Raw genomic sequence first — 12,720 nt, 5'->3', positions numbered from 1 at the left:
TTATTTTGCAGGAACAAAATCTGCAGGATTAAAATGGCCAGTAATCATAGCAACTATCATTATAAAAAATATTAGCCCCACAAATATTGTAAAAAATATACCTGTAAACAATACTGATTTGTAAATTATTTGCCAAGCAGAATATTTATTTAATTTTTGCTGAACATAAAGAAAATATAAAATCATAAATAATAATGCAGTAAGGCTGTAGTTTGTGAATGATTCCGGAAAGTAGGCAATTATAAGCATACTTGTAAAAAAAGACAAAATACTCCATTGTGCTAAGCTATAAATTACACTAATTGTATATTCTGCTAGTATGTGTTTTCTTTTGTTTAATGTAATGAGGCCTACAATTAAAAAAACAGGGATGTAACTTATAAAAGATAAGGAGGAGTAATCATATATTACATCTATCATTTTTTTAGTAAACTCAGGGTTCATTCCCTGGTCAAAAGCGTCAAGATCCATTTCAAAATCAAAAACCTTGCGCATAAAAAACATTAAAAACCCTGCTAACATTAAGGCAATACCAAAATAACTAATAGGGTTAACGTATTTTCTTCTTGTGCCATTTACGTAACCATTTATGACAACATCTGGTTTTGTAAATAAATGAAAAAAAGTACGTAAAAAAGTGTTATCTAGATTAAAGTAGCGCTCTGTAATGTCACTAAGTAAGTTTTTAATAGTAAGCCTATTTCTAATCACCTTTGCACCACAATCTGGACAAAAAGAATAGTCTGTTTGTAGACTATTTGCACAATTTTTACAATTCATTTTAAGATATTAAGTCCTCTTTAATAAGACTCGTAAGTTCGTCTAAATCTTTGTAAAGTACAAACTCTCCGTTTTTTATGTAAGATATGGTGCCAGTTTCTTCACTAACAACAAGTGCTAAACTATCTGTTTTTTCTGTAATACCAACTGCAGCTCTATGTCTTAATCCAAAGCGTAAAGGTATGGTACGCTCTTGTGAAACTGGTAGTATTACTCTGGTAGCAACAATGGTATTGTTTTCAACAACGGCAGCACCATCATGCAACGGACTATTTTTGTAAAAAATACTTTCTAATATAGGTTGGGTAATTTCAATATTCATTTTATCTCCAGTACTTTTTACAAAGTCTAAAGAGTTGGTGCGTTCTAAAACAAGCAATGCTCCTGTTTTAGATTTACCCATTTTATCACAAGCGTTAACAATAGCTTCTACATTGGTATCTGTAGTCATTGCTTCTTGTTTTAAAAATTTAAAGTGCTTTATAAAATTACGTTTTGTGGCAAAATTAGTAGAACCTATCATTAGTAAAAACTTACGCAATTCCTGCTGAAAAACAATAATTAAGGCAATTAAACCAATGTTCATAAACCCGCCAACCATACTGCTAATCATTTTCATATCTAGCAATTCGGTAAGTTTCCAAAGTGCCCAAACAATTACAATACCAATAAAAATATTAATAGCTACAGAGCCACGTACTAATTTATAAATATAGTACAGTAGTACAGCCACCAATATAATGTCTATAATATCTGTTATTTTAAAATCAAGAAAATTTAGAAAATCCAAGTAAAAGGGTTTTTGTAAAATTATAAAAAAAATGAAGAATTAAATTACAACTCCTCATTTAACTTTAAAGCAGTAAATAGCGTAATACATTCTACGGCTTCTTTAACATCATGAACTCGTAAAATATTGGCTCCTTTTGTTAACGCAATGGTATTTAATGCCGTTGTACCATTTAGTGCATTATTAGCAGTTGTGTCTAAGGTTTTGTAAATCATAGATTTTCTACTAATGCCCGCAAGTATTGGCACATTCATTGTTTTAAAAAGGTCTAAGTTTTGTAATACGTTAAAGTTTTGTTCTGTAGTTTTTGCAAATCCAAAACCAGGATCAATTACTAAATCTACAATGCCTAAGGCTCTTGCTTGGGCAAGTTTTTTAGCAAAATACTGTTTTACGTCTAAAGTCACATTTGTATATTCTGTTAGTTGTTGCATTGTTTCCGGAGTACCACGCATATGCATCATAATATAAGGTACTTTGTATTCTGCAATTACGTTTATCATTTTATCGTCTAAACTACCAGCAGAAATATCGTTAATTAAGGCAGCACCATTCTCTAAACAAACTTTTGCTACTGCACTCCTAAAGGTATCAATAGAAAGTAAAATGCCAGGAAACTTTTTTACGAGTAGTTGTACAACTGGTACAATACGATTAATTTCTTCATTAACAGAGATATTAATAGCATTTGGCCTAGAGCTATATGCGCCAACATCTATAAAAGTAGCACCATCTACAAGCATTTTTTCAACTTTGGTAACAATGTCGGTTTCATTTTTATAGCTTCCTCCGTCATAAAAAGAGTCTGGTGTAAGGTTTAATATACCCATTACTTTAGGTGTAGATAGGTTTATTAAATTTCCGTTGCAATTAATTGTCATACTGTGTGTTAAAATGATTTTTATCGACTTTTAAAAAATAAATGATTTAAGATAAAACCCTTACTTTTGATTAGTTCAAAATTTTAAGCGAAATTTACACAAATTACACAAGATAAATGCAGAATACATCAGAACAATATGATGCGGTTATAAAAGAATGCCGTGAGCTTTTTCAAAAAAAAATGAAAGATTACGGTAGTGCTTGGCGTATTTTACGTTTGCCGTCTTTAACAGATCAGATTTATATTAAGGCACAACGTATACGTGGTTTACAAGAAAACGATGTTAGAAAGGTAGATGAAGGTGAAAAATCTGAATTTATTGGCATTATTAATTATGCTATTATGGCATTGGTGCAAATAGAAAAAGGCATTGTAGAGCAACCAGATTTAGATGTTGCTGAGGCTGTAGAATTATACAATAAGCATATTACCATTACTAAAACATTAATGGAAAATAAGAACCATGATTATGGTGAAGCGTGGAGAGAAATGCGTGTTAGCTCTTTAACAGATCTTATTTTACAAAAGTTGTTACGTGTTAAGCAGATAGAAGATAACAAAGGAAAAACATTGGTTAGTGAAGGTATAGATGCTAACTATCAAGATATTATTAATTACTCTGTTTTTGCATTAATTCATTTAAGCGAGTAAAAATTATAAGCAAAAGTTAAAAGTTGCGTTGGCGTACTTTTAAGTTGTATTTTTTCAAATTTAATTATTGTATGAAGTTTTTAGTAGGTGTTAGTAGGGTTTTTGTAGGTATATTATTTATTATAAGCGGATTAATAAAACTTAATGATCCGGTTGGTTTTTCATTTAAACTAGAAGAATATTTTAGCGTAGGTGTTTTAAATATGCCTTTTTTTGAGCCACACGCATTATCAATCTCTATAGTAGTAGTAATTGTAGAAATATTACTTGGTATTATGCTCTTAGTTGGGTACAGACCAAAGCTAACTGTTTACAGCTTACTAGGAATGATTATCTTTTTTACCTTTTTAACGTTCTATTCTTTCTATTTTAATAAAGTAACAGATTGTGGTTGCTTTGGAGACGCTATAAAACTAACTCCCTTTCAGTCTTTTATTAAAGATGTAATACTTCTATTTTATATTCTACTTCTATTTTTTGGGCTTAAGCATATAAAACCTCTTTTTAATTTTAATGTTACAAGAGGTCTAGTTTTACTAGGCTTACTGGCTTGTGTGTTATTTGCAAATTATGTGCTAAACCATTTACCAGTTAAAGATTTTAGACCTTATAAAATTGGAGCTAATATAACAGAAGGTATGTCTGTACCAGAAGGTGCGCCAGAGCCAATTTTTGATTATGAGTGGAAGTTTAATGTAAATGGCGAAGAAAAAATATACGTTACCCAAGGAGATTACCCAAGTGTAGATGGCGAGTATGTAAGTGTAGAAACTACAGAAGTACAAAAAGGGTATGAGCCACCTATACATAATTTTACAATTGAAAAAGATGGTGAAGATTTTGCATCATCACTATTACAAGAAGATAAATTAGTAATGGTAATTGCATATGATTTGGCTAAAAGTAATTATGATGCTTTTACAGCAATAAAAACAGTTACAGACAAAGCAATTGCAAAGGGATACAAGGTTATAGGAATGTCAGCTTCTAATGGCGACTTTACTAGTCAAATTATAAAAAAATACAATCTAGATTTTAGTTTTTATTTTACTGATGAAACTGCGTTGAAAACTGTAGTTCGTTCTAATCCGGCTGTTTTGGTTTTAGAAAAAGGTACAATCAAACAAAAAGTGCATTACAATGATGTAGACGATTTAAAGTTTTAAAATGATTTTTAAAAGTAGAAAAGATAACTTGTTTAAAGGTGTGATAATAGTTGTAATACTATTATTATGCTTAATTCTTTTCTTTAGTATTTTTGATGAAGTTAAAACTACAAACCATATTGTTAGTATAGTAGTTAACGCTTTGGTAATGTGCTTGTTGTTATGGGTTTTTTATGGTACAAGTTACAAGCTTACTTCTACTACTTTAAGTTATAAAAGTGGACCATTTAAAGGCGATATTGCTATTACAGATATACACCAAATCGTAAAGGGAAAAACACTTTGGGTTGGTTTAAAACCAGCAACAGCAAGCAAAGGACTAATTATAAAATACAATAAGTTTGATGAGGTTTACATAAGCCCAAAGACAAACGATAGCTTTATTACAGAAATATTAAAGCATAACAGTACTATAAAAATTATTGAAGCATAGCTATGGGAAACTTAGTAAGTGTTACACCAGAGATAAAAGAATTAGAACCTAAAATTTTAGTAGGTATAAAAAAAGAGGTTTCTGTGCTTACTATGGATAATGTTACACACTGGAAAAATTTTGTATCTAGAAAAGATGAAATAGTAAACCCAATAAAAGGCGAGTATTATTCGGTTCAAGATTATGGTAAAGAATACTCTTTTGTTAACTTTAACCCAGCAGCTACATTTAATAAGTGGGCAGCAATAGCTGTTACTAATGCAGAACAAGTACCTAATGGTATGCAAGTTTTAGAGCTTAAAGGTGGTTTATATGCAGTTTTTTTATACCAAGGTATGGCTAAAGATTTTTCTACAGCTTTTCAGTACATATTTACAGAGTGGTTACCAAAGACAGGTTACCAGCTAGACCAAAGACCACATTTTGAGTTTTTAGATGATAGATATTTGGGCGCAGCAAACCCAGATTCTGTAGAAGAAATTTGGATTCCAATAAAAAACAAAAAACATTAAATTTTTATCAGCTTATGTCCTTTTTTTTAAGGATTAGGCAGTTATTTGTTACTAATGCAAAATCATTAAGTGATACAAATATTATATACTATATTTGATACTTAAAATTGATAGTAAACTCATAAAACACATAAAAAATGAGAGCAAAAATAGTTGCAGGTAACTGGAAAATGAATAAAACCCTAACCGAAACAAATGCATTGTTAGCAGAATTATCTGGTAAATTACCAGACACAGATGCAGAGGTTATGGTAGCACCAACGTATGTAAATTTAGCAGCGGCAGTAGAAGACGTAAAATCATCAACAATACAAGTAATTGCACAAAATATGCACTTTGCAGATAATGGTGCATATACAGGAGAAATTTCTGCAGATATGTTGTTAGATATTGGCATAAACACTGTAATTATTGGTCACTCTGAACGTAGAGCTTATTTTGGCGAAACTGATGAAATCTTAGCTAAAAAAGTAATTAAAGCGTTAGAAAAGAATTTACGCGTTGTTTTTTGTTTTGGTGAAGAGTTAGAAGACCGTAAGTCAGACAACCACTTTAATATTGTGGCGTCTCAATTAAAAAATGCTCTTTTTAATTTAAAGCCAGAAGCTTGGTCTAACATTGTTTTAGCTTATGAGCCTGTATGGGCAATTGGTACAGGTGAAACTGCATCTCCAGAACAAGCACAAGAAATGCACGCATTTATTAGAAAAACAATAGCAGATGAGTATACTACAGAAATTGCAGAAGCTGTATCTATTTTATACGGTGGTAGTGTAAAACCTGCAAATGCTAAAGAAATTTTTTCTAAAGCAGATGTAGATGGTGGTTTAATTGGTGGAGCAGCACTAAAAGCAGACGATTTTATTGCTATTATAGACGCAATATAAAGTACCTTTGCACTTCTAAAAAAAGTTTACAAATACGTACATAATGGCAGATTTAGTCTATATAGAATACAATTTTACAGTTGCACCATTGCAACCAGCATCAGACATATTAATTGCGCAATTGGGCGAAGTTGGGTTTGATAGTTTTGTAGAAAATGAAGAAGGAGTACAAGCATATATTTTAAAGGATCTTTGGACAGAGGAGAAGGTGAAAAATGTGCAAATATTATCTAATGAAAATTTTGATATTAGCTTTAACTTTAAAGAAATAGAACAACAAAACTGGAATGCAGAGTGGGAAAAAAACTTTGAAAAAATTGTAGTAGATGACGTTTGTACTGTACGTGCACCTTTTCATGAAAAACCAAATACCAAGTTTGATATTGTTATAGAACCAAAAATGAGTTTTGGTACGGGACATCATGAAACTACACATATGATGTTGCAACATATTTTAGAACATGATTTTACAGGAAAATCTGTTTTAGATATGGGCAGCGGAACAGGTGTTTTGGCAATTTTAGCAGCAATGAAAAATGCAGGTTCTGTAGATGCTATTGACATAGATAACTGGTGTTATTTAAATGCTTTAGAAAATAAAGAGCGTAATAATTGTAGCCAAATAAATGTTTTTGAGGGAGATGTTAGCTTGCTTAAAGACCAGAAGTACAATATTATTATAGCTAATATTAATAGAAATATATTATTAGCAGATATACCTGCGTATGCAAAGTGTTTAACTAAAGATGGTATTTTATTTTTAAGCGGATTTTATAAAGAAGATATCCCGGTAATTACAGAAAAATGTAATGAAGTAGGGTTAAAGTTTGAAAAAAATCTGGAAAAAAATAATTGGGTTGCCGTAAAATATGTATTTTAGTTAGTATAAATGTTAGAAGATTATGAGTAATCAGGAAAAATATTTAGAAGAACTTTTAGTTGAAGAAGAGGTAGCAAACAATAATGAAATAGTGTTGTTTAATGATGATGTAAATACTTTTGATCATGTAATAGACACACTGGTAGATGCTTGCGACCATACACCAATACAGGCAGAACAATGTGCTTTTTTGGTGCATTACAAAGGTAAATGTACCGTTAAAACCGGTTCATATAAAGATTTAGAACCAAGATGTAGCAAACTATTACAAGCAGGTTTAAGTGCAGAAATAGTTTAGTTTACAAGAATTTCATCAACAAAAACCCAGCTTTTGCCTCCAGGATTTGGATGCCAAGCTGGGTTTTTTGTTATATTGACTACTTCAACTTTTACATATTTAGCCACTGTTTTATCAAAAGTTATATCGTAAAAAGAAATGGCATCATCTACATATTTTTGGGGAACAGGCAGTTTTACTGTTTTTATAAGAGTGTAATCTTTATTGTTAGTACTTGTCCATACTTTGTAACCAATAGGATTAAATATCCAGCTAGTAGGTTTAGTTAAAGAACCAACAGAAACTGTACTTATCTCTTTAGGTTCATTAAAAGCAATGGTTGCATTTAAGTTTTCTCCTTGGTATGCTAACCATAAACCATCCTGAAAGTTTATAGAACCTCTTTTTAAATCTTTTAAAGAATTTGCCCCATCTCCTTTGTAATTTTCATGAGGTTTTTTATCTAACCAAATAGAATCTAATTTTAAGCCACTTTTTTTTATGTTAGCAGTTACAACGCTACTTTGTTTCCAATCTTTTTTATGGGCATAAAACTTTATGGTTTTGGAGTCTGTAAGTTTAATAGGAGCAGTATACTTAGTAGATGTAGTGTCTGGCTCAGTACCGTCTAAAGTGTAAAATATGTTTGCAGTTTTAAAAACGTGCGTAAGTTCTACATCAATTTCAGTATTAAAAAAATCTGTGGCATTTACTATAAACGGATTGTTAAGTACTGCGTCATTAAAAATAGTATCAGATAAATGTTTTGTAACAAGCTGTGGTTTTTCTTTTTGCAAATTAGCTAGTTCACTGTTTTGTATTGCAGTTTGGTATAAGTATACTTTTTTTAGCTTTTGTAATTTTTTTAAATGTTTAAAAATATCACTAGTAACAGCTGTGCCATATAAATTTAAGGACTCTAAAAACTCTAATTTTTCAACCTCCTCTAAAGCTTTAGATGTTATTTTTGTTTTCTGTAGCTGTAATTTTACAATATTTTTAAAGTTGGGCAGTAGCATTGCCATATCATCATTAAAATCTGTAAAACCTAAATTAAGCTCCACAATATTATCTGCATAATCTTCTAATTTTTTAATATCCTTACTAGTAATTCCTTTTCTGTTAGCAAGGGTTACAATTAATAAGGGACTTTTTTCTGATAGCGGAAGAATGCTAAATCCGTTTGCATTCATTTTAGCTACCCATTCTAAGGGCACCGGATCTAAACTTGCAGTAAGTATACCAATAGATGTAGTGTCTTTTTCTAAAGTTTTTAAAATAGCTTTTGTTTGTGCAGTGGTGTTAGTTTCATTTACAGTACAATCAAAACAATTGTTGTTTTTCATCCACCATTCTAATAAGTTTATTTCTTCTGCTGTTAGCTGTACTTTTCCTTTTGGAGGCATATGCAGTTTATCTTCTATTGGCATATGTATTCTTCCTAATAGTGAGGCTTGTTCTCCGTTTATAGAATCTAAAACACTACCATTTTCACCTCCAGCCAATATAAAGGTTTTACTGGTAAGTATAAGTTCTCCTTTTGCTTTGTTTGCATTGTGGCAGCTAACGCATTTGGTATCTAAAATAGGCTGTACAACATCTTTATATACCTTAGCTTTATTAATATCTGTAATAGCTACTTCTTTGCTAGATTTGTCTTGAAAAAGAAAATCATCTCCGTGAGTCATATTTCCTCCTAAATGACCTGTAATACCAAGTAAAGCAAGTGTAATTATAAATATAGGAAAGAAAATTTTTGAGCTCCATTTTTGATGTAAAGTGCGTAAAATAAATAACAGCACACTACAAACAGTAAGCGCAACAGCCATCCATTTATGTCTAGATAATGCTTGCTCATCATAGCCGCCATTATCACCTAAAAGCCATCCTGTTCCTAAAGAAAATAGAGCAGTAATAGCAGCTAAGCCCAATGCCAGTTTAGCAATGTCTGTTTCCTTAGATTTTTTAATTTTTAAATAAATTTCTAATATAAAAGCAAAACTTAGTATGCCTATTGGAAGGTGTACAAATAAAGGGTGTAAATTTCCTATGTGGATGTATAGTGTGTGTATCTGCTGCATTATTCTACTATAATTTCGTCAATAAAAAACCAAGGGATATTATTGGCACCAGAATGCCAATTTGGTATGCCATTTAAGCTTTTAACTACAATGGTAAGTGCATTGTATATTTTAGGAGTAATGGGTACTTCTGTAAAGTTTACATTTGCGCCACTAAAACTTTGTTTGCTAGCTTCTTTATTTACTAGCTCTCCTATAATTGTATTGTTGTTTTTAATACTAATATGTTCTGGAGCAAAAATCCAGTCTCCTTGGGCAGTTAATGTATGTAATGTTATTTTAGAGAGCAATAAAGGTTTGTCTAAAATTATATTAAAACTAATCTCTTTTGCATTAAAACCTAACCAAGCATTATTTTTTTTGAATTGAGGGTAACCACTTTTTAAATCTGTAAGACTAGCAGCACCATTGGCAGAATAGGTACTACTAGGCTCAGGAAAAATACGTATTGCTGCACTTGAGATGTTATGCTTTATTTTTTTTACCTGAAGCTTAACAGTCTCACTCTCTTTATAATCTGTATGAAAAGCTTTAACAGCTATTGTAGTTGATTTTTCTATTCTTAAAGGAGATTTCAGTGTTTTAGACTGCTGAGTAATGCTACTATTATCTTCTGTATATTTTAGTGTTGTGTTTGCTAAAACACTAGAAAAATGAATAGTAGCATTGTTTTTAAAAAATATAGAATCTACGGTAAAGTTTGGGGAAACTAGCTGTATTTCTTTAGTTTGTGCATAGTTGGGTTTCTTGTTTTTAGCACAAGAAAATCCAACTATAAAAATTAATATGTATATTATTTTTTTCATAGAATTAATTAGACTCTAGTTAATTTTATTGGGTATGTTTTACCAGAGTTCCATTGTGCTACATAAAGGTTTTCATCATCATCTATACAAACGTCATGTGGATTTTTAAATACCTTTATGGCTTGTTGCATTGGCTGCAAAGTACCATCATTGTTATACTTTGGCTTAGTGCCACCAGGAGCAGAAACTAATTTGTTTTCACTATTTAAGATAGATACAAAACCTGTATCCATAGCGCCATCTCCAGACCAAATAGTGGCTGTGTAAATATTGTTTTTATGTATTACAGGTCTGCAAACAAAAGCACCAGGTAGGTGTATTGTATTTATGTAATCGCCCTGCATATTAAAACGTTTAAACTTATTTTCCATACGGTCAGTAATTAGTAATGTAGGTGCTGCATTGTTGCGCGTATCTATAGTAATACCGTGTGCATTACCAAATAAATGATCTTCTTTTCCTTTACCTCCAAAAATATTTAATAGCTCACCTTTTTCATTATAATGTAAAATATGTTGTGCTCCGTAGCCATCTGTAATATAAACATCGCCATTAGCAGCAATAGCAGTTTCTGTAGGAATGTACTCTGTTATATCTTTATAACTACCATAGCCTTTAGGAAACTTAAAAATTTGTACAACTTTACCTTTAATGGTTGTTTTTATTACTTCATGGCGGTTATTGTCTGCTATGTACAAAAAGTCTTCTCCGTTTTCTATATTTAATGTTAGTCCGTGTGCGCCAGGAAACTCGGTGCCCCAAACTTCAATTAAATTCCCAGATTTATCATAAACTATTACATTGTTTTTGGTGTGGTCTGTAAGTAAAATAATTCTTCCTTTAGAATCTTGTACCATTTCATGGCAGTTTTCTACAGGGTAGTAATTAGAGTTTAGGGCACCCCAATTTAAGTCTATTTTATATTTAAAATTGCCATGACCAATTATGGCATCTTTATAGGGCTGCATAGCTTGTAAAGCAGGTGTACTTAAAAAAAGCCCTGCACTAGCTAAGCTAGAGTTTTGTATAAAAGTTCGTCGGTTCATAAGTTGGTTAAAGTAGATGGTTGGTACTATGGTTTAAGATAAAATATCTTTAATAACGTGGCCTTCTACATCTGTTAATCTAAATCTACGACCTTGATATTTATAGGTTAACTTTTTATGATCTATACCTAATAAATGCATCATTGTGGCCTGAAAATCGTGTACATGAACCGGGTTTTTAACAATGTTATATCCAAAATCATCTGTTTCACCATAACTAATACCTGGTTTAATACCGCCACCGGCCATCCACATTGTAAAACTTCTTGGGTGGTGATCTCTTCCGTAATTATCTGCTGTTAATATTCCTTGTGAGTAGTTGGTTCTTCCAAACTCGCCTCCCCAAACAATAAGCGTATCTTCTAATAAACCACGTTGTTTTAAATCTGCTACAAGCGCAGCAGAGGCTTGGTCTACATCTTTAGCTTGCTTTTCTATAGCGCCTGGTAAATTATCATGTTGGTCCCAACCCATGTGGTACAACTGTATAAAACGTACATCTTTTTCGGCTAGTTTTCTTGCTAGCAAACAGTTTGCAGCATAAGTGCCAGGTATTTTTGCATCTGAGCCATACATTTTATAAATATAATCTGGCTCATCATCAATATTCATAACATCAGGTACAGAGGTTTGCATTCTGTATGCCATTTCATATTGAGAAATTCTACTTTGTATTTCAGGATCTCCAAACTCCTCATATTGCTTTTCATTTAAGGCTGCTAATTTATCTAAAATAGCACGTTTGGTGTCTTTAGTAGTTCCTTTAGGGTCATTTAAATATAATACAGGATCTTTGGCTGCCCTAAATTGAACACCTTGGTGTAACGAGTGTAAAAACCCGTTGCCCCACAGTCTGGTATATAAAGGCTGACCTTGAGGTCTTCCGCTACCTCTAGATAATAATACTGTAAAAGCAGGTAGGTTATCATTTTCACTACCAATACCATAACTTAACCAAGAGCCAATACTAGGTCTACCGGGTTGTTGTGATCCTGTTTGAAAAAACGTTACTGCTGGGTCATGATTAATTGCTTCAGTATGCATAGATTTTATAAAACACAAATCATCTACCATTTTAGCGGTGTAAGGCAGTAAATCACTAATCCAAGTTCCATTTTTACCGTACTGTTTAAAATCAAATTGGGAGCCAACCAACGGAAACTTATCTTGCCCAGATGTCATACCAGTTAAACGTTGCCCGTTTCTAATAGATTCTGGTAAATCTTCACCTCGGCGTAAATTTAAAAGTGGTTTATAATCAAACAACTCTAATTGAGACGGACCACCACTTTGAAACAAATAAATAACTCTTTTTATTTTTGCAGGATGATGCAAACTACTTAAAGCGCCTTTGGACCCGCTTATTGAATTTGCTGGTGTTAATATTCCAGCTTCACTTTTATTAAAAAAGCTGCAACCCATTAATGATGCTAAAGCGGTGCCACCAACTCCTAAAGCTGCTTTGCCTAAAAAGTTTCTACGGTTTAGGATTAACGATCTTTCTTCTAGTATTTTTTTCTCGCTCATA

The 12,720-nt window shown here is 31.9% G+C and carries 14 protein-coding genes; 7 read left to right on the top strand and 7 right to left on the bottom strand.

Annotated features, from left to right (window positions below; translation table 11 throughout):
- Genes JM80_RS15235 through folP form a run of 3 tightly spaced genes read right to left on the bottom strand, consistent with a single transcriptional unit; the run spans window position 1 to window position 2,451 of the window.
- Window positions 1-780 (bottom strand): DUF3667 domain-containing protein, encoded by a 780-nt coding sequence (locus tag JM80_RS15235; RefSeq protein ID WP_144710911.1) that lies wholly within the window; start codon window positions 778-780, stop codon window positions 1-3.
- A gap of 1 nt (window position 781) precedes the next feature.
- Window positions 782-1,570: a diadenylate cyclase CdaA gene (gene cdaA, locus JM80_RS15230; RefSeq protein WP_013621882.1), complete on the bottom strand. Its 789-nt coding sequence runs from the start codon at window positions 1,568-1,570 to the stop codon at window positions 782-784.
- A gap of 44 nt (window positions 1,571-1,614) precedes the next feature.
- Window positions 1,615-2,451, bottom strand: a complete 837-nt coding sequence (gene folP / locus JM80_RS15225) for a dihydropteroate synthase (RefSeq protein ID WP_144710909.1) — start codon at window positions 2,449-2,451, stop codon at window positions 1,615-1,617.
- A gap of 116 nt (window positions 2,452-2,567) precedes the next feature.
- Here folP and JM80_RS15220 point away from each other — a divergent pair, with 116 nt between their 5' ends.
- From JM80_RS15220 to JM80_RS15190, 7 genes are all read left to right on the top strand, one after another.
- Entirely contained in the window at window positions 2,568-3,104 is a 537-nt protein-coding gene (locus tag JM80_RS15220; protein WP_013621884.1) for a DUF1599 domain-containing protein, read from the top strand.
- Window positions 3,105-3,175: 71 nt separating this feature from the next.
- Window positions 3,176-4,270 (top strand): BT_3928 family protein, encoded by a 1,095-nt coding sequence (locus tag JM80_RS15215; RefSeq protein ID WP_144710907.1) that lies wholly within the window; start codon window positions 3,176-3,178, stop codon window positions 4,268-4,270.
- Window position 4,271: 1 nt separating this feature from the next.
- Window positions 4,272-4,703 carry a PH domain-containing protein gene (locus tag JM80_RS15210; protein ID WP_144710905.1) on the top strand — a complete coding sequence of 144 codons (432 nt, stop codon included), beginning with the start codon at window positions 4,272-4,274 and terminating at the stop codon, window positions 4,701-4,703.
- Between the two features lie 2 nt (window positions 4,704-4,705).
- Window positions 4,706-5,215, top strand: a complete 510-nt coding sequence (locus JM80_RS15205; RefSeq protein ID WP_038506270.1) for a GyrI-like domain-containing protein — start codon at window positions 4,706-4,708, stop codon at window positions 5,213-5,215.
- Window positions 5,216-5,352: 137 nt separating this feature from the next.
- The gene (gene tpiA / locus JM80_RS15200; protein WP_034644958.1) at window positions 5,353-6,102 is read left to right on the top strand and encodes a triose-phosphate isomerase; all 750 of its coding nucleotides are present in this window, start codon (window positions 5,353-5,355) and stop codon (window positions 6,100-6,102) included.
- A 43-nt stretch (window positions 6,103-6,145) separates the two neighbouring features.
- Window positions 6,146-6,982: a 50S ribosomal protein L11 methyltransferase gene (gene prmA, locus JM80_RS15195; RefSeq protein WP_013621889.1), complete on the top strand. Its 837-nt coding sequence runs from the start codon at window positions 6,146-6,148 to the stop codon at window positions 6,980-6,982.
- A 22-nt stretch (window positions 6,983-7,004) separates the two neighbouring features.
- Window positions 7,005-7,280, top strand: a complete 276-nt coding sequence (locus JM80_RS15190) for an ATP-dependent Clp protease adaptor ClpS (RefSeq protein ID WP_013621890.1) — start codon at window positions 7,005-7,007, stop codon at window positions 7,278-7,280.
- On the opposite strand, the gene JM80_RS15185 is transcribed toward JM80_RS15190, so the two are convergent.
- Genes JM80_RS15185 through JM80_RS15170 form a run of 4 tightly spaced genes read right to left on the bottom strand, consistent with a single transcriptional unit; the run spans window position 7,277 to window position 12,719 of the window.
- The gene (locus JM80_RS15185) at window positions 7,277-9,340 is read right to left on the bottom strand and encodes a chitobiase/beta-hexosaminidase C-terminal domain-containing protein (protein WP_144710903.1); all 2,064 of its coding nucleotides are present in this window, start codon (window positions 9,338-9,340) and stop codon (window positions 7,277-7,279) included. The genes JM80_RS15190 and JM80_RS15185 overlap by 4 nt on opposite strands.
- On the bottom strand, window positions 9,340-10,146 hold the full coding sequence (locus JM80_RS15180) for a chitobiase/beta-hexosaminidase C-terminal domain-containing protein (RefSeq protein ID WP_089118753.1): 807 nt from the start codon (window positions 10,144-10,146) through the stop codon (window positions 9,340-9,342). Before JM80_RS15180 ends, JM80_RS15185 begins: the two co-directional genes overlap by 1 nt.
- Window positions 10,147-10,154: 8 nt before the next feature.
- Window positions 10,155-11,192, bottom strand: a complete 1,038-nt coding sequence (locus JM80_RS15175; RefSeq protein ID WP_144710901.1) for a 6-bladed beta-propeller — start codon at window positions 11,190-11,192, stop codon at window positions 10,155-10,157.
- 33 nt (window positions 11,193-11,225) lie between these two features.
- Entirely contained in the window at window positions 11,226-12,719 is a 1,494-nt protein-coding gene (locus tag JM80_RS15170; protein ID WP_144710899.1) for a DUF1501 domain-containing protein, read from the bottom strand.
- Window position 12,720: the final 1 nt, after the last annotated feature.

Origin of the sequence: Cellulophaga sp. RHA_52 (assembly GCF_007827205.1) — a bacterium.
GTDB classification, from domain to species: Bacteria; Bacteroidota; Bacteroidia; order Flavobacteriales; family Flavobacteriaceae; genus Cellulophaga; species Cellulophaga lytica.
Note: the sequence above shows the minus strand (reverse complement) of the source record. Positions and strands in the feature narration are given on the sequence as shown.